Source organism: Lysinibacillus sphaericus (assembly GCF_005217585.1).
GTDB lineage: Bacteria > Bacillota > Bacilli > Bacillales_A > Planococcaceae > Lysinibacillus > Lysinibacillus sphaericus.
This window is the reverse complement of the sequence record NZ_SZPT01000002.1, coordinates 1,851,019-1,876,481: the sequence shown is the minus strand read 5'-3', so window position 1 is coordinate 1,876,481 and position 25,463 is coordinate 1,851,019. Positions and strand designations below refer to the sequence as shown.

Here is a 25,463-nt window from a genome sequence, read left to right as displayed (position 1 = left end):
ATTTTAGTTAGAAAGGGGCGTTGTGGACTATCCTATCATCTATCGTTGCTGAAGACCGCACAGCAATGATTATTTCACACAACTAAATAAGAATATGAAGTAAGTAGAAAGAAGTAAACATTGTTCACGAATATGTTGCAAAGTAAAAGAGCGCCAAGAACGTTAGAGCTCTTGGCGCATCTTTAAGACAAGTTATAATCGAGTGAAATCAAATCTCGAAGCTCATCATCATCTAGCTCCGTTAACCACTGGCTTGATTGAATGAGTTCTTCTGATAATGCAGATTTCTGCGCCAGCATCTTATCAATTTTTTCTTCAATCGTCCCAATCGTGACAAACTTATGCACTTGCACAAATTGCGTTTGCCCAATTCGATAAGCACGGTCTGTTGCTTGGTTTTCAACAGCAGGATTCCACCAACGATCGGCATGTAGTACGTGATTTGCAGCAGTTAAATTTAACCCTGTTCCTCCAGCCTTTAATGAGAGAATAAAAATAGGGAATTCTCCTGCCTGAAAAGCCTCCACCAATCGATCACGCTGCTGTTTAGGCATGGCGCCCGTTAAAAACGGTGCATCGACATTATAAATTTCACTGAAACAATGCTGAAGTAATTGGCCCATTCCAATATATTGCGTAAAAATAAGACACTGTTCACCATTATCGACGATTTCTGCTGCCATTTGAACAATGCGCTCTAATTTGACCGAGCGTGTCAGCGTCGTTGCAGCATCCTCAAAAGGTTCCTTTAAATAAAGAGCAGGGTGATTACATAATTGCTTCAATTTACTTAGCATCTTTAAGACGCGTCCTTTTTTCTGGAAGCCCGTTAGTTGTTCTAGCTGATCCAACGTTTCTAAAATATAGCCCTCGTACAGTGAAGCTTGCTCTGCCGTTAAGGCGCAGTACGCATGGGACTCTTGCTTATCAGGTAAATTAAGCTGTAAATTTGGATCTCGCTTTGTACGACGAAGTAAAAACGGTTGAATTTTTGCCCGTAGCTTTTGTTTATGTGGTTCGGATTCATCGCGCTCAATAGGCAAAATAAATTGTTCATTAAAGCGACCGAAGCTACCTAAATACCCTTTATGAATAAAGTCAAAAATCGCCCAAAGTTCTGATAATCGATTTTCAACAGGCGTTCCTGTTAAAGCAATATGATGACTACCATGTAATTTGCGAATGGAACGAGATTGCAAAGTCTGCATATTTTTAATATTTTGTGCCTCATCTAATACAACAGTTGCCCAATCAATTGCTTGTAAAAATTCAGCATCCTGTGACACAGTTCCATAGGTAGATAAAATAACATGCGGTTTTTCTTGTTCAATAAACCGAACAAATGCATCCTCTTTCATTCGATTTGCTTGATAATGCGTATGCACAGTTAAAGATGGAGCAAAACGGTCAAGCTCTTTTTGCCAGTTACCAAGGACCGAAGTTGGGCAAATAATAATGGATGGTTCTTTGGCATCCGTTGTTTCATAGATATGCAGCAAGTAAGAAATAAGCTGAACAGTTTTGCCGAGTCCCATATCATCAGCGAGACAGGCGCCAAAACCTTGCTCACGCATAAAGACTAGCCATTCAAACCCTTCTTGCTGATAAGGACGTAAGCTAGCATTTAATGAAAGAGGGACTGGAACTGCTGGAAGACCTTTTTTCTCCTGAAGCTGTTCCATATACGATTTTAAAGACTGCTGGAGTTCAAATGCAAAAATTGGATCATCGCGCAACGCATCATCAGCATCTTCCTCTTCTAGCGGAGAAAGATCTTCAGGTAACTCGCGGAACAATAGTTCACGAACAGTCCAACTTTCATCTTCAGCCTGTTGCATTAAAGCACGCATTTCTTGCATCCAGTTGGCATCCACTCGGAACCATTCCGTACCAATACGAATAAATTCACGTTTTTCATCGACAAGCTTTTTAAACTGCTCAGCAGAAATTGATTCACCGTTCATAGAAAATTGCCATTTAAACGTTAAAATATCGTCGAGTCCAGCAACTTTTTTCGTTGATAAATTACCTGTGCTAACACGTACACGCATTTTGGATTGCTTTAAATCTTTTAGCCAAGCGGGTAGCACAACATCAAAACCAAGTGCCTGTAAACGGGCTAGGTCTTCACGTAAAAATGTGCGAACCTCCAAATCGTCAAGGGTAGCATGAATGAAAATATCAGACTGTAAATTTTCAATGGAAAGGAGTTCGACAATCTGCGTTTGTTGTTGTTCAATATCTAGTGCAAATGGTTGCCACTTTGTTGGTAGCGCATCGACTAGCGGTAGTGATTTTTTTCGAACAGCCGGTGTCCAGTAATTTTTCATTGTCACTGTACTAAGCACCGTTTCCAAAAGCCAAACTTCCGAATCTTCCTCAGGCTCACTTAAACGTAGAGAAACAGTAACGGTGCCAGCTTGACGGTCTTGCTCTAATGGCCAACCTCCGCGAATGAAAAATGGAAGGAGCTTCGGTACATCAGACACCAATAACCCAGCGTGTGCAAGTTTTTGCTGCACAGCTACTTCCAGTAATGCCGTATCTACCCCTTCTATATTAAATGACAAGGAGGAAAAATCATCTGCAATAACGGCGTACGACCAAAGGCTAGGCTCTTGCCAATATTGCTGTAACATTTGTGCGTGTTCAATCAATGCACTACTGTCAGCGTCAATCCCTTGCCAACTAATAAACGGGTGCTGATAGCGTGGAGAAAAGATATCGAGTAGTTCTGCACTAGAAATATCGATGGAAATGTCTGTACGACTGGTCATTAAGCCATAAGTATTTGCTTCATAGTTAAAAAATAATGAAGAAATCAGTGTGTCAACATCGATTGCTGCACCACTTGTAGTAAAACCCCGCATCGTATAATTGCCGTTTTGAGCTGATTCAATACGTAACTGTTGTTTTTTCGTAAACGGAGAGGGAGCATGTAATGTCATCATACTAAGTTTCCTTTCTCAATTTCTTCCTGAAGTGCACGAAGTCGTTTATATTCTGCACGGATTGTTTGCATGTAATGTTCAAAATAAGCAACTTTCCCTGCTCTTTTTGCGGCACTCCGCATACTTTTCCAAATACGTACAGCTTGCTTATAATTCATACGAGATTTTTGCGTAATCTCTGCCATTGCATAGACGTGATACAAAGGTAAAACAACTGCTGGAGCTAGGTGTAGAACATCTTTTAATCCACACATTTCTAAATAAGAAAAAGAGGAAAGATTTAATTGATGCAATGCTGCCCATTCGCGATAGCGCTCTTTTCTTATAAGGAAAAACGAATAGGGCTGTAGTCCATACACACCAAATGCGCTATAAAGTGTTGTTTCTTCTTCTTCTGTTAATTGTATATCTTCATATAACAATTGAAATTGCCGTACGTATTGAGCTCGCTGTACGACGGGCACAGTTTCCTGTAAAAAAGCTTCAGCAAATGGGAGCATGGCACGTAAAATGAATGCCTGTGAATGTGATTCGCCAGCACGCTTAGCAAAAGTGGCTAACTCAAACAAATCTTGCATTTGTGATAAGGAAATATGCGCAATGCTTTCCTGTAATAACTGTTCTTTTTGTAATAACACGTAAAATAGAAGCTTTAATGACTGTAAAGAAATCTCTGGGGAAACTTCTTCAAGATTGTTAATCAGCGTTAGCTCCTGTTCACGGCGAGGCTTCTCATAAAAAAGCACTGCCCACAGCAGCATATAGATTTGTAATCGACTAGCAAACAGCCCTTCACGCTCTAGTAAAAAATTACGGACAATTTCTTGAAGGGCATTATAAAATGGATCAGTTGCAAAAAGTCGAGAACGATTCGTTAATTCAGTTAATATACTTTCAAATGACTGCACGCTTTGATCGATAAAGTATTTCATATATGGTGAGTCTAATGAATGACCTTGCGTATTATTTAAATGCCGCCAAATTGCATTAAAAATCGAAAGTTCGATAAATAGCTTATACAGTGGCTGCCATTCACGTTCAAATGGCATATGCTTGCGCAGTCGTTCCAATGCATCAGAACGGATTGCTGAAAGTCCATAGCCTTCTAAAATGCGACCAGATGGTAACAGACGTTTCATTACTTCGTCGACCATTAGCTGCCAGCTTTCAGGACTCCGCTCATCTGCTAATGATTTTAACTGCACAGATTTTTGAGCACGCCATGCACCTGACCAGTTTTGTACAGAATCAAAATACTGATAGAGAGCAAGTAATGCGCCAACTTGATGACGACACCATTTTAGTTGGGGACAGTTACAGCTTAGAGTCCCATGAGCAAAATCAATTTCTACAGTTGCAGGTCTCACATCCTGTACACTTGCATATAATATAGAACTTGCTCCATTAAAACGTTCAAATACGATGGATTTGTTTCGTACAGAAAATACAGCACGACGCACCAGTTCCTCGTCTTCGCTAGAGGACGGATGTAAATCCTGCTCAGCTTCTTTTAATTTAGCAAGTATAAATGGTTGATGTTCCTTAGCTAGTTGCGAAATAGACAAAGCCATAACCTCACTCCTCTCAATTGCATTGGCCAATGACTTTAGCTTTATTTAGATGATTGAATGTCATCTTTTGTGGGAAGAAAAAAAGACTGTCTTTCCATTATACGATTAAAATGCAGACATGATAAGCTGAATGATGAGAAAGAAAAAATTTGAGGATAAGATGGTTAACAAGATGCGTGATTTGTGTTAAAATCTGAATAATCAGATAATAAGGAGGGATGAAGGATGATGCAAGTTCAGTATATGAAGCCGTTTTACACGAAAATCTCTGGAGATAAATTGCGTCTCGTATTTGCTTATCAATATTTCTCAATTTTAAAAGAGAATGAGATTTTTCATTTCATTCCAATTGAAGGGAAAGAGATGATTATTAACTTGCATACACAACAAATCGAAAATTTATCTGAGGTATTTGTTTTCCAAAAGGGAAATCGTTTTATCCGATTACCACTCTATCAGCTATTACTCATTACCAATGTGCATGAACATTTAACGCCAATTCTTGAAAGCGCTACACCAAAATTGCCACAGTTACCACTTGTCTCTTCAGCAACTGTAGGTGAGATTGATCAGCTGATTGCTGAAATTGAACGAAAAAACATTGATTATTTAATAGACCAAGCATTAGCAGATTACAATGAAGCACTCTTTTTTGAGCTACTACATCAAAAGAGCACGCATTTCGGAGGTTTCGGAAATTGAATACTCGGTACATCAAATAAGCACCCACTTTTCAAGAAAGAGAAGAGGGTGCTTTAACACTTTTAATAGATAGAACACTTCAATTATTTGGATTATTTACCAATGTAACTTTAAAGAAGGAGTCACAAACCGATATAACTAATAATACTTTTAGCATGGGGGTGGGGGAATGCTTGGTAAGTGGTCTGCTTCAGGGTTATCTATATTAAGTAACATGAATAGGCATTATAATGCTATGAGCAAGTCAATGTTGCGGATTTCTACTGGTTATCGGATTAATAGTGCGGCTGATGATCCGGCAGGTCTTGCGATATCCGAGAAAATGCGTGCTCAAATTCGCGGGTTGAATATGGCGTCGAAAAATATACAGGACGGTATTTCACTTGTGCAAACAGCAGAGGGCGCACTAAACGAAACACATGCCATGATTCAACGAATGCGGGAGCTAGCAGTACAAGCATCCAATGACACATTAACCGATAGTGATCGACATCAGCTTGATTTGGAATTTCAGGAGCTAAAAAAAGAAATTCAACGTCTTTCTAAAGATACTGAATTTAATACGAGGACATTATTAAATGGCGATTATTCAACGAATGGTCTCAAGATTCAAGCGGGTGCAAATGCTGGTCAAACGATCGAGTTGTTTATTAATGATATGGGGGCAGGGGCGCTTGGGTTGGACGCCACGACTTCAATTGCAACACGAGATAATGCCAATAATGCGATTTCCTCGATGGATGAGGCATTAAAACGGGTATCATCGGAGCGTTCTCGTTTGGGCGCTTATCAAAATCGCCTAGAGCATGCCTATAATGCAAACGTCAATACAGCGGAAAACTTAACCGCAGCGGAATCACGAATTCGCGATGCAGACATTGCGAAGGAAATGATGAATATGGTGAAGTCGCAAATATTGCTTCAAGCAAGCCAATATGTTCTAGCATTGCATATGCAACAGGCACAATCTATTTTAAAGTTACTAGAAAGCGGAACAATGAGGAATCCCCGATACTAATGGAGATTCCTTTTTTTTATGTTATTAAAATTTAGTTTTATCCTTTAAAATCATGGCAAATTTTTAATTTCAAGCAAGCTATTTTTTCGGGCCTTTTTTGCTGTTATAGTAAATAGAAAAGGAGTGAAGTTATTGATAGTAAAGCCTTTCGCACCGTCGTCACTGACATTGGGATTGCAAGCACTTGTTCGTCGATTGCCTCCTTCACATCTCCAATTCATAACGTTACAACAGGAACTTAAAAATAAGGAAGCGGGCGATTTTGCAGAACAATATATTTTGAAAGAGCTACAAAAGTTACCGCAGCTTAGTGACTGTCACCTTTTCCACAATGTTATACTTCCTACGATCCTCCCCATGCAAATTGATATATTAATTATTACAGCCAGTGGCATCGTCATATTAGAAATAAAAAATATACGGGGAACCGTCCATTTTAAAAATGACCCACGTCAGTTAATACGCACTACTGATAAAGGAGAAGTTCAAGCATTTACGCATCCTGAAATTCAATTGGAGCAGTATATCCAGGCAATGCATCATTTTCTTAACGAGCATAATATTACGGTACCAATTTATGGTGCTATTGTTTTTCCTTTTAATAATGTAGCAATCCATCGTGAGGGTGAAGGACTGCCAATCGTCATGGGCAGAGAACTTCTGATATATCTGTACAAAATCATCGAGAAAAATATGGGGATAGCTACGAACGAAATAACAAACATTATTTTGTCACAATTACAAGACAGAAACCCATTTCCGCTTTGCCGCTATTATCAACTTGAGGTTACCGCTTTGCAAAGAGGTGTTTATTGCGAAAATTGTGGTCACTTTGGAATGGAAAAGTTAAAAAGAACGTGGTTTTGCCGAAGATGTCAGCATCAATGTACATCTGCACATATACAAGCATTGAAAGATTATTACATGCTTGTTGGAGATACGATCACGAACAGGGAATGTCGTGCATTTTTAATGCTTGAGTGTAAACATGTCACAAAACGATTATTGCAAAAAACATTCCAAACATGCTGTAATTCAGGCAAACTTACGAAGTACGATTTGTCGAGGTTATTGGAAACGCCACTAAAATTTTAGATAACGCCACAAAACACAAACAAATCGCCACCAGAAAGCTACTTTAAACCCACCATTATCCAAAATCGCACACAGAAAATACTGTAAAATAACAAATTGATTCACACTTTCCCTTGAAAGATGTATACTATAATGCAGAACAAAAATGCAATTCAGCATTTATAGACCATATAAAAATTTACTACTCGTTTTTGAAACGGAAGGAAGAATAGAGAATGACGAAATCAATTTGTGTCGTTGGACTTGGCTATATCGGATTACCAACGGCTGTAATGTTTGCCAACCACGGCATAAAAGTACATGGGGTGGACGTAAACCCAGCAGCAGTAAAAAGTATTCAAGAGAAAAAGCTTCATATTGAAGAAAACGGTTTACAAGAACGCCTAAACAAAGCAGTAGATGAAGGATTCTTAACAGCATCAACAACACCACAAGAAGCAGATGTTTTCATTGTAGCTGTTCCATCACCAATCAATCCTGACAATACAGCGAATTTAGAATATGTACGTCAAGCAACGGCATCTATTGTGCCTTATGTAAGAAAAGGGAACTTAGTAATTCTTGAATCCACAGTTCCACCGAAAACAGTAGAACACATTATGCTACCAGAGCTAATTAAAGCAAACCTAGAGTTCGGCGTTGATTTATTTGTAGCGCATTCACCAGAGCGCGTTATTCCAGGTCGTATTTTTGAAGAATTAGTGAACAACGACCGTATCGTTGGTGGGATTGATCCAGTATCTGCACAAATGACAAAAGAGCTTTACCAAACATTTGTAAATGGCACAATTCATCTAACAGATGCTACAACGGCTGAATTAGTAAAAGTAATGGAAAACACATACCGTGATGTCAATATCGCGTTTGCCAATGAATTAGCAAAAATGGCTGAAAAATTAGACGTGAACATTTGGGAAGCCATTAAATTTGCTAACTACCACCCACGTGTAAATGTTCACTTCCCAGGTCCTGGTGTAGGTGGTCACTGTATCGCTGTTGACCCATGGTTCCTTGTAGAGCTAGGTGGCGAACAAGCACAAATTATTCATCTGTCTCGTAATACAAATGATAGCATGCCAAGCTATACGGCACAAAGAACACAAGCCATTTTAAACGAAAACAAAATCGCAGGTGGTAAAGTAGCAGTTCTTGGACTAGCCTTCAAAGGAAACGTTGATGATATGCGTGAAAGCCCATCAACAATCGTCATTGATGAGCTACAAAACCTAGGCTTAGAAGTGATTTCTTACGATCCGCACATTAAAGAAAACAAACATGCTACACAAACACAAAGCTTAGAAGAAGCTACAAAAGACGCAGACATCATCGTTGTACTAACAGACCACAATGAGTTCAAAGCAATGGATGCAGCAGCTATCACAGTGAAAACAAAAATCGTCTTCGATACGAAAAACTGCTTAAACCGTGATAAATGGCAAGAAGCTGGCTTCCAGTTCCACTTACTAGGGGATGCGAAAAACCGATGAAAGAAACAGTACTTGGCATTAACGTCAATACAGAAGGTTACGATGAATTAATGGATATGGCATTCGAGCGCATTGAAAAGAAACAAAAAGCGCTCGTCGTTGCCATTAATCCAGAAAAAATTATTAAAGCAAAAGAAGACCCTGCACTAAAGAAGCTATTAAATGAAGCAGAATTTCAAATTCCAGATGGGATTGGTGTTATTCTTGCTTCTAAAATTCAAAAAGGGCAAATTCGTGAACGTGTTACAGGCGTTGATATGATGATGAAGCTTTGTGAAGAAGCGGCCAAACGAGGCAAACCTATTTTCCTGTATGGAGGTAAGCCTGGGGTAGCTGATGCAGCACAAGCAAAGCTAAAATCACTATTTCCTTCTATTAAAATAGTCGGCACACAGGACGGCTATGAAAAAGACGAACAGAAGGTCATTGATCGTATTAATGAAGCACAACCGGATTTACTATTTGTAGCAATGGGTAGTCCAAAACAGGAAAATTGGATTAATGCTAATCGCGACCGTTTGCATCCTACGATTTATCAAGGTGTCGGTGGATCATTCGATGTGTTGGCAGGTACAGTAAAACGCGCACCAGAAATTTTCCAAAAATTTGGTCTTGAATGGTTTTACCGATTAATGAAAGAACCTAAGCGTATCAAGCGTCAAATCGCTTTACCACTTTTTTTATTGGAAGTGGCTAGGCAAAAACGTCAATAATTTTTAAAAAATGGTATTGTCGTTTTAATTTGAAAGTGTTAGACTGTAGGTGTATAGGAATTTCCTCTATGAAATAAATAGAATTCCCTGCAAGGAAACAACGGTTGGTAGCCCAAGCGAAAAAAGCTCAAGCATTTATATGCTTGAGCTTTTTTCGTTCCCTGATTTAACTTAATTATCCATTATTTTATAAGATTCTAGAAAATATGAACAAGGAATGATAGAAAATTAGATTTTGTTGGTAAAGTTGCATATTTTCACTTGAAAAAAAGTGTTGGATAAACGACAATGGTAAAAGAGAGTTCGATGTCCACTATTTTCCGGAAACCAATTAGTAATTTTCCCAAAATATGATTGACAACTTTTAGGGATACAACTATACTTTTATGTGTAGTTGTTTATTTACTACATAACTATGTAGTAGAGACATAATTTTTGAACTTAGAGGAGGAAATTTTTCTATGGCTAACCAACCAAAGAAATACAAAAAATTCGTAGCTACGGCTGCAACGGCTACTTTAGTAGCTTCTGCTATCGTACCAGTGGCTTCTGCAGCAGGATTCTCAGATGTAGCAGGTAACGACCACGAAGTAGCAATCAACGCACTTGCTGATGCAGGTATCATCAATGGATACGCTGACGGCTCATTCAAACCAAACCAAACAATTAACCGCGGTCAAGTGGTTAAATTATTAGGTCGTTATTTAGAAGCTCAAGGCCAAGAAATTCCAGCTGACTGGAATTCAAAACAACGCTTCAACGATCTACCAGTAACAGCTGAAGAAGAATTAGTTAAATATGCTGCACTTGCAAAAGATGCAGGCGTATTCAACGGTTCAAATGGCAACCTAAACGCTTCACAAACAATGCAACGTCAACAAATGGCAGTAGTTTTAGTACGTGCTATTAAAGAAATCGCTGGCGTAGACTTAGTAGCTGAGTACAAAAAAGCGAACTTCGTAACAGAAATTGGTGACTTAGACAAAGCTTACTCTGCAGAACAACGCACAGCGATCGTTGCTTTAGAATATGCGGGTATTACAAATGTTGCTCACTTCAACCCAGGTAACAGCGTAACACGCGGACAATTCGCTTCATTCTTATACCGCACAATCGAAAACGTTATAAACAACCCAGAAGCTGGTGTTGCGGCAGTAAAAGCTATCAACAACACAACTGTTGAAGTAACATTCGACGAAGAAGTAGATAACGTACAAGCTCTTAACTTCTTAATCTCTGATCTTGAAGTGAAAAACGCAGCTGTTAAATTAACAAACAAAAAAGTGGTTGTATTAACAACTGCTGCTCAAACAGCTGACAAAGAGTACACTGTATCTCTTGGCGAAGAAAAAATCGGTACATTCAAAGGTATCGCAGCTGTAGTTCCTACTAAAGTAGATTTAGTAGAAAAATCAGTTCAAGGTAAACTTGGCCAACAAGTAACACTTAAAGCACAAGTAACAGTTGCTGAAGGTCAAACAAAAGCTGGTATTCCAGTAACTTTCTTCATCCCAGGTTCTGCTAATGGCGTGAAAACTCCAGTAACAGTTGAAGCTGTAACAAACGAAGAAGGTATCGCAACTTACTCTTACACTCGTTATGCTGCAACAAACGACACTGTAACTGTATACGCAAACGGTGACCGTTCTAAATTCTCAACTGGTTATGTATTCTGGGCAGTTGACCAAACTTTAGAAATCACTGAAGTAACAACTGGTGCTACTATCAACAACGGCGCTAACAAAACTTACAAAGTTACTTACAAACACCCAGAAACTGGTAAACCAGTATCAGGTAAAGTACTTAACGTTTCAGTAAAAGAAAACATTGACGTAACTGTTGATAAATTACAAAACGTTACTGTAAATGGTATTGCTGTAGTTCAAACAAGCGATAACAACACACGTGCTGCACAAGTTACAACTGACTCTAAAGGTGAAGCAACATTCACAGTTTCAGGTTCTAACGCTGAAGTAACACCAGTCGTATTTGAAGCAACTCCAGTACAAGTTACTAACACAAATGGTACAGTAACAACAACTGGCTACACTCAAAAATACACTCCTGATACTTTACAAGCTTCTGCTGCGAAAGTAACATTCGGTGCTGTTCAAGCTGCTTACACTCTTGAAGTAACTCGTGATGGTGGCGAAGTTGCGGCAACTGGTGTAACAAACGGCCGTAAATATAACTTAGTAGTAAAAGATAAAGATGGTAAATTAGCTGCTAACGAAACTGTAAACGTGGCATTTAACGAAGATATTGACGGAGTAATCTCTACAGTTACTTCTGCACAATTCGTAAAAGTAGAAAACGACAAACAAGTTGGCTATGAAGGTAAAAAAATCACTGTTAAAACTAACTCTAAAGGTGAAGCAAGCTTCGTAGTTTCAAGTGATGCTGTAAACACTTACGCTACACCAATCGCTTGGATCGACATCAACAACCAAAGCGCTAAAGATGCAAACTTAGACAAAGGTGAACCATCTGCAGTTGCACCAATTTCTTACTTCCAAGCTGAATATTTAGATGGTTCTAAATTAGTATCTTACAAAGGTACTGAAGAAACTGATAAATTTGCAGGTGGCGAAGTTGCAACATTCAAAGTACAACTTACAAACCAAAGCGGTAAAGTAGTTAAAAATTCTGGTTACACAACGAAAGACGTTTCTTACACTGTTTACAACACTGGTGCAAACAATGTAAAAGTTGGCGATGCAGAAATCGCTCCAAACCGCGTGCATACAGTAGTTGCAAAAGATGGTGAAATCACTGTTACTACAGTAGATGGTAAGTCTTCTTCTGTTAAAGTTCTTGCTACTGGTGTAGCTAAACAAACTAACGGAAACAAAGAATTTGCATTTACTTCAAAAGAAGCAACTGCAACATTCACTGCTACTAAAGATGTATCTAATCCATACACTGGTGTAGTTAGAGCATATGATACTGATAAGAAAACAATTTCATTTGCAGGTAAAGATCCTGTTAAATATACAGGTGAAACTGGTAAAACTTATCAATATCGTGGTGTTGGTAACACTCCTATCGCAAATGCAACTGCATTTATTGCTGAATTAAAGAAATATGCTCAAACTGGTAATGCTGTTACTGTAACTTATGAAGTGAAAGATGATGTAGTTTCATTCTACATTGTTAGCACAGCTACTGGTACTGGTCCGGTTGATGAAACTGTTACTACTCCAGCTGCAACTCATACAGGTGCAATCACTTTAACTTCTACAGGAACTGGTAATAGTACTACTACTGTAGATGTATCTACTAATACAGATTCATTATTAGTTTCATTAAATGATGCTGATTTAAATGTAAGCAAAACTGCTATTGATACTGCTACTGTAGCTCTTACAGATGGTACAAATGCTCCTCTTACACTTACTTTAGTAGAAACTGGTGTTGATACTGGTATCTTTACTACAACTGTACAAACTGGTACGTTAAAATCTTTAGCTGCTGGAACTTTAACAGTTACTTATAATGATGCTAAAAATGTAAGTGGTAATGCACAAACTATTACTAAAACTATTGCATTGAAAAAAGCAGCTGGAGCTATCACTTTAGGTGCATTTACACAAGCTATTCCAGTTTCTGATGCAACTGCTGCTGAATACTCTTCTAAATCAATTGCTGCAGATTACACATTTGCAACTGAAACATTCAGCTTAGACATTGATACAACTGGCGTAAAAGTTATCAACCTAAATGGTAAAAAAGGTGCACAAGGTTTAGCTGATGCTATTAATGCAGCGTTCCCTGGTACTGCAACAGTATCTGGTGACAGAGTAGTAATCAAATCTACTACAGTAGGTGCAGCTTCTAAAATTGATATTACTTTAAGTACTGTTGCAGAAGTATTAAATGCTTCAGTTGCTGGTAAAGCTGCAGTTGGAAGTGGAACTGCTGCTACTCAATTATTCACTATTACTACAGCAATCGCTGTTGGTGAAAAGGTAGTTATCGATGGTGTTGAATACACTGCTGTAGCATTCGGTACTACACCAACTGCAACAACATTTGTTGCTGAATCTGCTGCTGGAACTTTAGATTCTGTTACAAACCAAGCAACTGCTCTTGCAACTGCAATTACAACAAATACTGCAGATAAATTCAGTGCAACTGCTGCTGCTGGAGAAATTACTTTAACTTCTACTGTAGCACCAACTGGTACTTCAATTACAGCTCCAGTAATTACTTTAAAATAATTAGAGTATCCTATATACTCAAATAATTCGGATGTTAATTAATCTGAATATGAAATGGCTCTATGAAGTGAAATCTTCATAGAGCTTTTTTGTATATTTGAAACCCCTATGTAGGTGATTCCGGACAGCTTTTAGCTATGGACAACAAAAAAACTCCAATCGTACAATAAAATCAGGTCTAGTCAACCGATTTTGTACGAAAGGAGCTCCAAATGGATAGTAAAAGTTTAGCACATACAACATGGAATTGTAAGTATCATATCGTTTTTGTACCGAAATATAGAAGACAAGTTATTTATCGTCAAATCAAAGCGGAAATAGGAAGAATACTACGGCAGTTATGTGAAAGAAAAGGTGTAGAAATTGTAGAAGCAGCAGCGTGTACGGATCATATTTATATGTTGGTGAAGATTCCTCCGAAACTAAGTGTATCTGCTTTTATGGGTTATTTAAAAGGGAAAAGTAGTGTCATGATTGTCAATCGGCATGATAGTTTAAAGTACCAATTGGGAAATCGCCAATTTTGGTGTCGTGGATATCTAGTGGATACAGTTAGTCGAAATCGAAAAGTGATTTACAAGTATATCCAAAAACAATTACAAGAAGATTTACGCTATGATCAAATGTCAATAAATGAAATCATTGACCCTTTAAATTGTGAATAAATTAACTGGAAGAATAAAAAAGTCAGCCGCTTTAGCGGTTTATAGAAAAAGAAGTATGGTTGGCGGACCTTTCAGAACGTCGTTAGACATGAGGTAGCAAGCTAGCGTTTCACGCGCAGAGAAACCCACCAGTTTTACTGGTGGGTTTTAATGTGAACTTTTGAATATGTTATATTTACAATTATATTTGAATAAATATTCGTTCGTTTTAATTAAAGGGTATTCTATTGTCATTTCAACTTCTTCATAGCCAATCGCAAATCATCTACTTTCAAATGTTGATAACGTGCAGTGGAACGGGAATCGGTATGACCTAATAGAGTTGCGATATAATGTTGGTCTACACCGAGTAGTGTTAAGTGTGTTGCGGTACAGTGACGAATGACATGGGGGGTTAATCGTTTTGTAATATTGCATTGGGCGCCAATTTTTTTTAATTTGATACGGATTTCTACGCCGCTAATGGGCATATTACGGCTTACGGGAGAGGGAAATAAATAATCTGATCCGTTGTCTTTTGTTTTCTGTAAATATTCCGCTAATATTTTTTGCAGTTTTGGATGTAGGGGTAAGTGAAGATCTCTGCCACCTTTAATCCGTGGGAAGTATATTTTATTATTTTTTATATCGACATTTTCCTTTAATAACGTTCGAGCAGCTGTAATTCTAGAACCCGTATAATAGAGTAAGCTAATTAATACATAGTAAAACTCGGAGTACTTTTTCGCTGTAGCCAACACTAATGCCATTTCTTCCATATCCAGAATTTCGGGTAACGGTACATACACATTTCGAGTAGATATACCAATCGTTGGATCGACTTTAAAGTTCAACTCTATTACAAGATATTTGAAAAATGCCTTCACACCGTAAAAATATCTACTAATCGAATTTGGTTTATAATCCTGATTGCCTAAAAAATCTAGATATTCTAGAATATCATCCTTCGATATTTCCTCTGTTAAAATATGACCATCGTATAATTGATAAATAAAGGACGAGAATTTTTTTATATCATTTTCATAGCCAATAATGGTTTCTTCTGAATAGTACTTTCTTTTTAAATGTTGAAGAAATTTTTTAGAGTACTTAGGCAAATCAAAGTCAGAATGGATAATCAAAGAGATATCAGCTCCTTCTCGTTAGCTAATGTGTTCTTGAATATCTTGCATTGTATTGTGCTGCTCGTAATTATGAACAAACCAACTTAATTTCGCATCACAATAGTTTAACGCCAATGAAAGTAACGCTTTTTGTACGAGGTAGTCATGTTGTTGGCGATAGGACATATTAGGACTTAACCATAAGATATTAACGATTTTCTGTGGTTCACGAATATGCTGTAAATATTCCTCCTTTTGATAATAAAGGGAACAATCGCCTAACCAACTTTCAAACAGAGAGCGTTGTCTTCTATCAGCATGAAGTAATTGAAGATGCAATATATGTTGCTCTACTTGTAATTGAAAATAGATTGGCTCATTTGATAGGGTGATATAGCCCTTGTAGCTTTTATCTTGTTCAACTTCTTCACTTTCTGAAAACCAAGCATTCTTTAGTTTCGTAATACTTCGTTTGATATCTGAAAGCTCGTAGGGAGTCAGCAAATGATAAAGCGTTTGTTGAATTTGCTCCTTAAAGTCTTCAATCATTGAACAACGTATATCTTCATTTAATTTCAGTAATAAATTGTTTAACTCTATTATTTCATTTGTTAAAGGGGGAGGCGTTTCACTAGAAGAACTATGAATGGCAGGAATAGTTTGCAACTGTAATTCAACTAATTCTGCAAAAGACACATCAAAAAAATCTGCATACTTTTGCAATACTTTTTCAGATGCTTTCCTCGTCCCTTTTTCTATAAAGCCTACATAACTGTGCGAAATACCTAATAAATCTGCCAATGCAGCAAGCGTTAGATGATGTTTGTGGCGTAGCATTTTTAGTCGATTTCCTAAAGCAATGGCTTGTCCATCTTTGTTCTTCATATTCTCACGCTCCTTTCTAAACTATCTTCCATTCGTGCATTCTTTATAAAAGGACTAGTAAAAGTAATGTTGGAACTATGCAATATATTGCGAAGGAACAGAAGATAAGTTGGTCACTAATTCAAATTGCACTATATTGGATAATTTCAATAAAAGGATTTATACCCTCAATTTGGTAGTTTTAGTTAGAAAGAAAACCCAATGTATTGCGATAAACAAGACATGGGTTTTCATTTCTACCTATTTTCACTAAATTTATATGCTGATAAAAGTAAGTTTTGTGTTATGGAGTAGGCTTTACTGTAATAGCTAAAGTACGGTTCGTTACATCATCAATTGTAATAGTTGCTACAAAGCTTTCTTTAACATAACCAGTAGCTTGAGCGTCAAAATAAACTTTTAAAGTCTTCTCGATTAATTGTACAGCTTCAGTAGAAGCAGAAGGTGCTTTAGCTATAGTAATCACATTATTATTAACAGAAGTCATAATGTCTAATGCATTATCAATATCTGGATTTACATTCGCGATTGTGAAACCTGCAAGAGCAGAGCCAATATTAAGGGTTAAATCTTTTCCATTTGTATTCACTGCAAGTGAAGAAGTAATAGATTCAGCAGTTACCTTTTGACCAAATTTTGGTGTAACATTTACTGTAGCAGTGCTTGCGCCTTTAGTTAACGTAACAGTATACGTTCCTGCTGTAGAAGTTTCTACTACACTTACAGTTACTGAAGAATCGTTAATTTCAGTGACAACATTTGATTGTACGGCTAAACGTTTATTTTCTGCTGTATCAGTTGAAAGTAGTCCAATATTAGGTGTTACCGTTACTTTGCCTTTTGCAGTTGTAACAGCAGTAGCATCAGATGCTTTATCTCCAATAATATCAACCGGCTTAGTTCCCCCAGCGTTAACAGAAACAACATAGAAAGTAACAGTATTATCTTTAACTTCATATGTTACTTTTACCCCTGAAGTGGCACCTTTAAGAATATTTACGAACTGGTCTTTAGAAAGTGGTGCACCATTTACATTTCTATATACATATGTTTTGCCCGTTTCACCAGCATATTTCACCGCATTTTTTAGAACGGAACCATCAGTAAATACGACAGTTTCTTTGTCTGTATCGAATGAATGAATATCACCTGTAAATAGGTTAGGGATTTCTGAAGTAGAAGTGAATGTTGCAGTTGCTTCTTTTGAAGTAAATGCAAATTCTTTATTCCCGTTCACCTCTTTCGCTACACCTGTAGCTAAAACTCGTACAGAAGAAGTTTTACCATCTACAGTAGTAACAGTAATTTCACCACTTGGCGCAACTACTGTATGCACGCGGTTTGGAGCGATTTCTACAGTACCAACTTTTATATTGTTTGCGCCGGTATTGTAAACCGTGTACGTAACATCCTTCGTTGTGTAACCAGAATTCGGTACGACTTTGCCACTTTGGTTTGTAAGTTGTACTTTAAATGTTGCTACTTCGCCACCTGCAAATTTATCCGTTTCAGTTGTACCTTTATAAGATACTAATTTTGAACCGTCTAAATATGGAGCTTGGAAGTATGAGATTGGTGCAACGGCTGATGGTTCCCCTTTGTCTAAGTTTGCATCTTTACCGCTTTGGTTATTGATGTCGATCCAAACGATTGGTGTAGCGTAAGAATTTACAGTATCGCTTCCGATGACGAAGCTTGCTTCACCTTTAGCGTTTGTTCTAACAGTGATTTTTTTACCTTCGTAACCAACTTGTTTACCGTCTTCTACTTTTACGAATTGTGCAGAAGTCACTGTAGAAATTACACCATCAATATCTTCGTTAAATGCCACGTTAACAATTTCGTTAGCTGCTACTTTGCCATCTTTATCTTTCACAACGATGTTATATTTACGACCGTTTGTTATTCCAGTAGCTGCCACTTCACCACCATCACGCGTTACTTCGAGTGTGTAATTAGCTTGAAGAGCTCCAAATGTTATTTTTACAGCAGATGCTTGTAATACATCTGACGTGTATGTTTGAGAATACGTGTTAGCTACATTGGTTGCAGTAGCTTCAAATACGACTGGTGTAACTACAGCGTTCGAACCTGACACTGTAAATGTTGCTTCACCTCTTGAATCAGTTGTGATTTGTGCGGCTCTCGTGTTGTTTGCACTCGTTTGAACTACCGCAACACCATTAACTGTAACGTTTTGTAATTTATCAACTGTTACATCAATGTTTTCAAGTACAGAAACGTTTAATACTTTACCTGATACTGGTCTACCAGTTTCCGGGTGTTTGTAAGTAACTTTATACGTTTTGTTAGCGCCGTTGTTGATTGTATTACCAGTTGTAACTTCAGTAATCGTTAATGTTTGATCAACTGCCCAGAATACATAACCAGTTGAGAATTTAGAACGATCACCAGTTGCGTATACAGTTACAGTGTCGTTTGTTGCAACATAACGAGTATAAGTGTAAGAAGCAACACCTTCTTCGTTTGTTACAGCTTCAACTGTTACTGGAGATTTTACGCCATTAGCAGAACCTGGGATGAAGAATGTCACTGGAATACCAGCTTTAGATTGACCTTCAGCAACCGTTACTTGTGCTTTAACAGTTACTTGTTGGCCAAGTTTACCTTGTACTGATTTAGAAACGATATCTACTTTAGTAGGAACTACAGCTGCGATACCTTTGAATGTACCGATTTTTTCTTCGCCAAGAGATACAGTGTACTCTTTGTCAGCTGTTTGAGCAGCAGTTGTTAATACAACCACTTTTTTGTTTGTTTGTTTTACAGCTGCGTTTTTAACTTCTAAATCAGAGATTACGAAGTTAAGAGCTTGTACGTTGTCTACTTCTTCGTCGAATGTTACTTCAACAGTTGTGCTGTTGATTGCTTTTACTGAAGCAACACCAGCTTCTGGGTTGTTTACAACGTTTTCGATTGTGCGGTATAAGAATGAAGCGAATTGTCCGCGTGTTACGCTGTTACCTGGGTTGAAGTGAGCAACATTTGTAATACCCGCATATTCTAAAGCAACGATCGCTGTGCGTTGTTCTGCAGAGTAAGCTTTGTCTAAGTCACCAATTTCTGTTACGAAGTTCGCTTTTTTGTACTCAGCTACTAAGTCTACGCCTGCGATTTCTTTAATAGCACGTACTAAAACTACTGCCATTTGTTGACGTTGCATTGTTTGTGAAGCGTTTAGGTTGCCATTTGAACCGTTGAATACGCCTGCATCTTTTGCAAGTGCAGCATATTTAACTAATTCTTCTTCAGCTGTTACTGGTAGATCGTTGAAGCGTTGTTTTGAATTCCAGTCAGCTGGAATTTCTTGGCCTTGTGCTTCTAAATAACGACCTAATAATTTAACCACTTGACCGCGGTTAATTGTTTGGTTTGGTTTGAATGAGCCGTCAGCGTATCCATTGATGATACCTGCATCAGCAAGTGCGTTGATTGCTACTTCGTGGTCGTTACCTGCTACATCTGAGAATCCTGCTGCAGAAGCCACTGGTACGATAGCAGATGCTACTAAAGTAGCCGTTGCAGCCGTAGCTACGAATTTTTTGTATTTCTTTGGTTGGTTAGCCATAGAAAAATTTCCTCACGTAAGACGCGGGCATTCCGCGCGCAAGCGAGGGTTGCGGCTTACTGTGCTGAGCGGAAAGCACCGCCATAGCGGACTCAACGATATAGTGAAAAGAGTTCAATTGATGGCATTTTTCCACTATGCAAAACAAACGAAACCTTAGCCGTTTATTCTATTGCAGTAAACAATTAATAGAAGGGTGTACTAGTTGTTGGTAGCGGAGGCGGTGACTCCTGCGGGAATGCACACAGCGTAAGACGCAACGAACCGCGCGTTAGCGAGGGTTGCGGCTTACGTGTGTGCCCGCGGAAAGCACCGCCGTAGCTGAAAACAACGACATAGGAAAAAGTACGAATTGTTTAGCAAAAGTGAAGTTTCGGTTAACAATTGTACTATTTTGTTGTGTGCTTAGGTTCTTGTGAAATGCTATAATTTAACAGTTACTATATAGTAATTCAATAGTGCATTAACAGTTATATGGTTTCATATATATATACTGGGGAAATAAGTTTTACTACTATTGATGGCACGCTTGATGCGTCTGGTGTAGGTACAAACCGACAGCCGAGATAGAGAGATGGTAGACCTTCTTCGGTTAAGAAGAAGGTTTCTATGAAGCAAATACTTAAAGAGGAGCTAACTGATGATGTCTAAAAAGAAATGGAACAAGTCATTCAATGCTTTTCTCGCAACGACATTAGTTGCGAGTGTATCGATGCCAGTAATGCCTAGTCAAGCTGTTGCGGCTGAATTAGCTACTGATTTAATTATCTCTGAGTATATTGAAGGGTCCAGTAATAATAAGGCGATTGAACTTTACAATGGAACGGGTTCAACGATTGATTTAAGCCAATACAAACTTGAGCTTTATACAAATGGTAGTACGACACCAACGAACAAACAGACGTTAAGTGGCACTTTAGCACATAATGAGACAATCATTCTCTATAATTCTAGTGCAGTAGCAGCGATAAAAGAGAAAGGTGGACTTGCTTCAGCTGTTACCGCGTTTAATGGTAATGATGCGATTGTTTTAAAGAAAGGTGAAGAGGTAGTAGATTCTTTTGGTCAAATGGGGTTTGATCCAGGCAAGTCATGGAATGACAATGGGGTGTCTACTGTTGATACAACATTGGTTAGAAAGAGTTCCATTACGTCTGGCGATAAAAATCCAAGTGACACCTTTGACCCTTCATTAGAATGGCAGCCCTATCCAATCGATACATTCGAACATTTAGGCAGTCATGCAATGGATGGAGGTGAGGTTGGACCTATTATAAAGGCAGAAGCCGTCACAGCTTCCACACCTTCTGGAACGGTTGCGTCAGGTACTGCCATTGCATTATCTTCTGCCACTGCTGGTGCAACGATTTTTTATACAACGGATGGAACAGAGCCAACATTGCAAAGTGCTAGTTATACGCAGCCAATTGTTATTGATAAAACAATGACGATCAAAGCGATAGCAGTTGCACAGGGGCTGGAAAATAGTGATGTGCAAACTTTTAGTTATACCGTCATTGGACAAGCAGATGTTCAGTCAATCGCTGATGCAAGAACACAAGCGAACGGTACAACAGTAACAATCAAAGGTATTGTGGCAGGGAAGCTGAAAAATACCATCTCTGTACAGGATGGAACAGGTGGTATCGCTGTACGACCGACGAGTCTAAATGTAGAAATTGGGGACGAAGTAACGCTTAAAGGGAAGCTTGCGGACTATAGAGGGTTACTGCAATTAGACGGAGCTCAAATTATCGACAAAGTGGCAGGTGTTGGTGCACCAACTGCAAAAGTAGTAACAGGTGCAGAGGTAGCAGAAGCAAATGAATCACAACTTGTTACGATAAATAATGTTGCGCTGACGAATGTGCAAACAGGAAGTGGCTGGGCAAACTATACAGCTAGTGATGGTAGCAATTTCTTAGTACGCGATGAAACGAATACGCTAGGCTTAACGGTCGGCACAACATATGAATCAATTACGGGCATTGTTCAACAATTTGATCAGGATTACCAAGTGATACCACGTTCTGTAAACGATATTGTTGTGGATAGTACCGCAATAAAACCAGCGATTGCGTCGCCAAGTAGTGGTACATTTATTAATCAAACAACGGTCACTTTATCAACATCGACAGCTAATGGGGAAATCTATTACACAGTAGATGGTACAAATCCTACTATATCAGGTATTAAATACGAAAAACCAATCGATATTACGCAAAACACAACATTAAAAACGGTTGTCAAAGCAAGTGATGGCACGTTTAGTGAAGTGATGACCTATGACTATGTTATTACAGATGCGCTGCAAATTCATGATATTCAAGAGGAAGGCCATCGTTCTCCATTTGCTGGCAAAACCGTTGATGGCATTCAAGGGATTGTAACATATTCATTTTCTTTAAATGGTAGTTATTATTATACAATTCAAACACCTGATGAATTAGCGGATGATAATCCGAATACATCGGAAGGGATCTTACTTTATAGCGGAAAGAATGCTTGGCCGATTCAAGTAGGAAATTTAGTATCGGTAACAGGTAAAGTAGATGAATATGCGTATGATGGCTACAGTGATGCGAACCAAACAGATTTAAAAACGACGCAAATCAATGTACGAAATGATCAAGGGGGCAAAGTACAAGTACTTAATGCCAGTGTAGCATTACCAAAAGCCATTCAAATTGATAAATTAAAAATGTCATTTAGCCAAATTGATAGTGACAATCTGCAAGTTTTCAACCCAACAATTGATGCCATTGATTTTTGGGAAAGTATTGAAGCGATGCGAGTGGAAGTAGGCAATGTCAAAGCTGTTGCTCCACAGGAACATGGCGATTTAGTAACGGTTCTTGAAAGTGAGCCAACAAACACGCTGCATGGTGGGGTCTTGTATGAGGAAGGAAAAACAAACCCAAATCGTATCCAATTTAGATTGGAACCGAACGGAACAGCTCGTGATTTCGAAGTTGCCACAGGCGATAAGTTTAATGGACCGATTACGGGTATTGTGGGCTACTCTTATCAAAACTTCAAAATTTACGTGCCATTAGATAACATGAAGCAAGCCCATGTAAAAGGGTCGGCAACACCTGAGACTACCAAAATAGTCAAAGCAGAGGATAAGCTAACAATTGCCTCGTATAATTTAGAAAACTTTTCTAATAACAAAACATCCACATCGGATGATAAGGCGCGAAAATTAGCACGCGCCATTGGTACTGATATGCAAACGCCAGACATTGTAGGGGTCACGGAAGTACAAGATAATAACGGCGAGTCGGCTGGTGATGCCAAGGCAGATCAAAGTTATCAACGCTTAATTGATGCCATTAAAGCTGAAAGTGGCATTGCTTATAAGTATGTCAATATTGACCCTGTGAATAATGCAGATGGTGGTGCACCGAACGCGAATATTCGTGTTGGTTTCTTATACAATCCAGCAAGGGTGAACTTGAAGGAAGGAATCCAAGCAGGGGATGCGACTACTGCGGTTAGTTATCAAAACGGTCAATTAACGCTGAACCCAGGCCGAATTGACCCGATGAATGAAGCATTTAATAATAGCCGAAAACCGTTAGCTGCACAATTTGAGTTCCAAGGTGAAGATGTCATTGTGATTGCTAATCACTGGAATTCTAAATCGGGTGACACACCATTATTTGGAGCAACACAACCACCGCAATATAAAAGTGAAGTGCAACGCCAAAAAATCGCAAATATTGTGTATAACTTTGTTGCGGATGTTAAAACGAACAATCCAGATGCAAACATTGTATCGTTAGGTGATTTTAACGATTACCAATTTGCCAAAGCGCTTAAAATTCATGAAGGTGAATGGATGACTAATATGATCAATAAAGCCGATTCTTCTGACCGTTATACGTATTTGTATCAAGGAAATTCGCAAGTATTAGATCATATTTTAGTTTCTAATAACCTTCAAGAAAAAACGATAATTGATATTCTTCATATTAATGCAGACTTTACAGATATGGCAGGCCGTGCAAGTGACCATGACCCTGTCATGGTGCAACTGGATTTAAAACAAGGTCCTACAGTAGAACCGATTCAACCTGAAATCACATATAACTATGAGAACTTTAAGAAAAATATCTTAGTTATTACAAAACCGAGTGTAGCATTACATTTAGATGCAGCGTCGTATATTACGAAGGGCGTACACTTAAAAGGGAAGTATGTCGAGCTTCACGGTGAAGGCTTTAACAAGACAGATGTGATTATTACGCCAAATCATCCAGAGTCCATTGTAGACTTAAAGGGCAATACGTTTAAAAAGATTACAATTGAAGGCAAAAATGTAAGTGAAATTAGAGGCGCAGAAAATATTGACTTACAGTTGATTGAATTGAAGAAGGGTGCATCGTTAGAAAACATTAAATTTACAAATTCTAAGGGGCAATCGATTGTCTACCCTCCTGTCCCTGCTGAAAACAAGCAACCAATCATCAAAAAGCCTTTTACAAATCAGACAGTAGCTGTAGGAACAGACATTACCATCGATTTAACAGAGCATTTCGCTGATCCTGATAATGACGAATTGACATTTACCGCTACAAAAGGTTCGATAACGGGCAAACGCTTAACGTTAACTTTAGAAGCGGGTAGTCATATTGTGGGTGTCACGGCATCTGATGGTACAAAAAGTGTTACGGCCAATTTTAGTGTTACTGTAACGGCTAACGACTACTATACTGCTGCCTATAACAAAGAGGGGCAAGCGCTTAAAAAGGCGCTGCATGATATTATTGCAAACCAAAAAGTATTATCCTATGATGCTGCATGGGATGCTTTGAGATACACAGATGAAGATCCGAATAATACAAATAATGTCCTGTTATTTTATTCTGGTAAATCTAGTCCAAAAACAAACAACGGCGGCAATGTAGGAAACTGGAACCGAGAGCATACGTGGGCAAAATCACATGGGAATTTCGGCACAAGTCAAGGACCAGGAACTGATATCCATCATTTACGCCCTACCGATGTGCAAGTAAATAGCGCGAGAGGAAATTTAGACTTTGACAATGGCGGTAGTCCAGTCGCTGGCTGTAACGGTTGCTTGAAAGACGCCGATTCCTTCGAACCACCGAATCGTGTCAAAGGGGACGTTGCACGCATTCTGTTTTATATGGCAACGCGTTATGAGCTAGGCGATAAAGTAGACCTTGAATTAAATGACAAAGTCAACAATGGAACAGCTCCGTATCACGGTAAACTTTCGGTTCTTTTACAATGGCATCTACAAGACCCTGTAGATGACTATGAAAAACGACGAAACGAAAGAATCTACGAAATCCAAGGGAACCGCAATCCATTTATCGACCATCCAGAATGGGTAGAAACGATTTATGGCAACAAACCAGCGGTGCAGATGGTGAATTAGCAAAATGCAAAAACCAGCCAGTTTTCAGCGGTAAATCGCTGAAAACTGGCTGGT

The 25,463-nt window shown here is 38.5% G+C and carries 13 protein-coding genes; 8 read left to right on the top strand and 5 right to left on the bottom strand.

Annotated elements, in window-relative coordinates:
- Nucleotides 1-182: 182 nt before the first annotated feature.
- Together FC748_RS14390 and FC748_RS14385 are read right to left on the bottom strand one after the other, a co-directional pair.
- Entirely contained in the window at nt 183-2,951 is a 2,769-nt protein-coding gene (locus tag FC748_RS14390) for a DEAD/DEAH box helicase (protein ID WP_108030605.1), read from the bottom strand.
- Nucleotides 2,948-4,522, bottom strand: coding sequence for a hypothetical protein (locus FC748_RS14385; RefSeq protein WP_108030604.1), 1,575 nt, complete (start codon nt 4,520-4,522; stop codon nt 2,948-2,950). The genes FC748_RS14390 and FC748_RS14385 overlap by 4 nt, the downstream gene beginning before the upstream one ends.
- A gap of 225 nt (nt 4,523-4,747) precedes the next feature.
- On the opposite strand from FC748_RS14385, the gene FC748_RS14380 reads away from it, so the two are divergent.
- The 7 genes from FC748_RS14380 to tnpA all read left to right on the top strand — a co-directional run bounded on the left by FC748_RS14380 (nt 4,748) and on the right by tnpA (nt 14,422).
- Nucleotides 4,748-5,224, top strand: a complete 477-nt coding sequence (locus FC748_RS14380) for a transcriptional regulator (RefSeq protein ID WP_108030603.1) — start codon at nt 4,748-4,750, stop codon at nt 5,222-5,224.
- A 169-nt stretch (nt 5,225-5,393) separates the two neighbouring features.
- The gene (locus tag FC748_RS14375; RefSeq protein WP_024362927.1) at nt 5,394-6,242 is read left to right on the top strand and encodes a flagellin N-terminal helical domain-containing protein; all 849 of its coding nucleotides are present in this window, start codon (nt 5,394-5,396) and stop codon (nt 6,240-6,242) included.
- Nucleotides 6,243-6,374: 132 nt separating this feature from the next.
- Nucleotides 6,375-7,337 (top strand): nuclease-related domain-containing protein, encoded by a 963-nt coding sequence (locus FC748_RS14370; protein ID WP_167492684.1) that lies wholly within the window; start codon nt 6,375-6,377, stop codon nt 7,335-7,337.
- A gap of 215 nt (nt 7,338-7,552) precedes the next feature.
- Nucleotides 7,553-8,824, top strand: coding sequence for a nucleotide sugar dehydrogenase (locus FC748_RS14365; protein ID WP_024362930.1), 1,272 nt, complete (start codon nt 7,553-7,555; stop codon nt 8,822-8,824).
- On the top strand, nt 8,821-9,537 hold the full coding sequence (locus tag FC748_RS14360) for a WecB/TagA/CpsF family glycosyltransferase (protein WP_024362931.1): 717 nt from the start codon (nt 8,821-8,823) through the stop codon (nt 9,535-9,537). The genes FC748_RS14365 and FC748_RS14360 overlap by 4 nt, the downstream gene beginning before the upstream one ends.
- 461 nt (nt 9,538-9,998) lie before the next feature.
- Nucleotides 9,999-13,757 carry an S-layer homology domain-containing protein gene (locus FC748_RS14355; protein WP_137102307.1) on the top strand — a complete coding sequence of 1,253 codons (3,759 nt, stop codon included), beginning with the start codon at nt 9,999-10,001 and terminating at the stop codon, nt 13,755-13,757.
- Between the two features lie 212 nt (nt 13,758-13,969).
- Complete coding sequence (tnpA, locus tag FC748_RS14350; protein WP_108031400.1) at nt 13,970-14,422, top strand: IS200/IS605 family transposase; 453 nt, start codon at nt 13,970-13,972, stop codon at nt 14,420-14,422.
- 230 nt (nt 14,423-14,652) lie between these two features.
- On the opposite strand, the gene FC748_RS14345 is transcribed toward tnpA, so the two are convergent.
- The 3 genes from FC748_RS14345 to FC748_RS14335 form a co-directional block, all read right to left on the bottom strand.
- Nucleotides 14,653-15,543: a tyrosine-type recombinase/integrase gene (locus FC748_RS14345; protein ID WP_108031398.1), complete on the bottom strand. Its 891-nt coding sequence runs from the start codon at nt 15,541-15,543 to the stop codon at nt 14,653-14,655.
- Nucleotides 15,544-15,564: 21 nt separating this feature from the next.
- Nucleotides 15,565-16,410, bottom strand: a complete 846-nt coding sequence (locus FC748_RS14340) for a helix-turn-helix domain-containing protein (protein WP_108031396.1) — start codon at nt 16,408-16,410, stop codon at nt 15,565-15,567.
- Nucleotides 16,411-16,693: 283 nt separating this feature from the next.
- A complete protein-coding gene (locus FC748_RS14335) occupies nt 16,694-19,999 on the bottom strand; it encodes an S-layer homology domain-containing protein (RefSeq protein WP_137102306.1) in 3,306 nt (1,101 codons plus the stop codon).
- 643 nt (nt 20,000-20,642) lie between these two features.
- Between FC748_RS14335 and FC748_RS14330 the strand changes: the two genes are divergently transcribed.
- A complete protein-coding gene (locus tag FC748_RS14330) occupies nt 20,643-25,409 on the top strand; it encodes an endonuclease (RefSeq protein ID WP_193768759.1) in 4,767 nt (1,588 codons plus the stop codon).
- The last annotated feature ends 54 nt before the right edge of the window (nt 25,410-25,463 follow it).

Excerpts from the sequence above, each read along its gene's own strand:
- FC748_RS14390 (WP_108030605.1), bottom strand. The coding sequence starts at position 2,951 with ATGATGACATTACATGCTCCCTCTCCGTTTACGAAAAAACAACAGTTA.
- FC748_RS14385 (WP_108030604.1), bottom strand. The coding sequence starts at position 4,522 with ATGGCTTTGTCTATTTCGCAACTAGCTAAGGAACATCAACCATTTATA.
- FC748_RS14380 (WP_108030603.1), top strand. The coding sequence starts at position 4,748 with ATGATGCAAGTTCAGTATATGAAGCCGTTTTACACGAAAATCTCTGGA.
- FC748_RS14375 (WP_024362927.1), top strand. The coding sequence starts at position 5,394 with ATGCTTGGTAAGTGGTCTGCTTCAGGGTTATCTATATTAAGTAACATG.
- FC748_RS14365 (WP_024362930.1), top strand. The coding sequence starts at position 7,553 with ATGACGAAATCAATTTGTGTCGTTGGACTTGGCTATATCGGATTACCA.
- FC748_RS14360 (WP_024362931.1), top strand. The coding sequence starts at position 8,821 with ATGAAAGAAACAGTACTTGGCATTAACGTCAATACAGAAGGTTACGAT.
- FC748_RS14355 (WP_137102307.1), top strand. The coding sequence starts at position 9,999 with ATGGCTAACCAACCAAAGAAATACAAAAAATTCGTAGCTACGGCTGCA.
- tnpA (WP_108031400.1), top strand. The coding sequence starts at position 13,970 with ATGGATAGTAAAAGTTTAGCACATACAACATGGAATTGTAAGTATCAT.
- FC748_RS14340 (WP_108031396.1), bottom strand. The coding sequence starts at position 16,410 with ATGAAGAACAAAGATGGACAAGCCATTGCTTTAGGAAATCGACTAAAA.
- FC748_RS14335 (WP_137102306.1), bottom strand. The coding sequence starts at position 19,999 with ATGGCTAACCAACCAAAGAAATACAAAAAATTCGTAGCTACGGCTGCA.
- FC748_RS14330 (WP_193768759.1), top strand. The coding sequence starts at position 20,643 with ATGTCTAAAAAGAAATGGAACAAGTCATTCAATGCTTTTCTCGCAACG.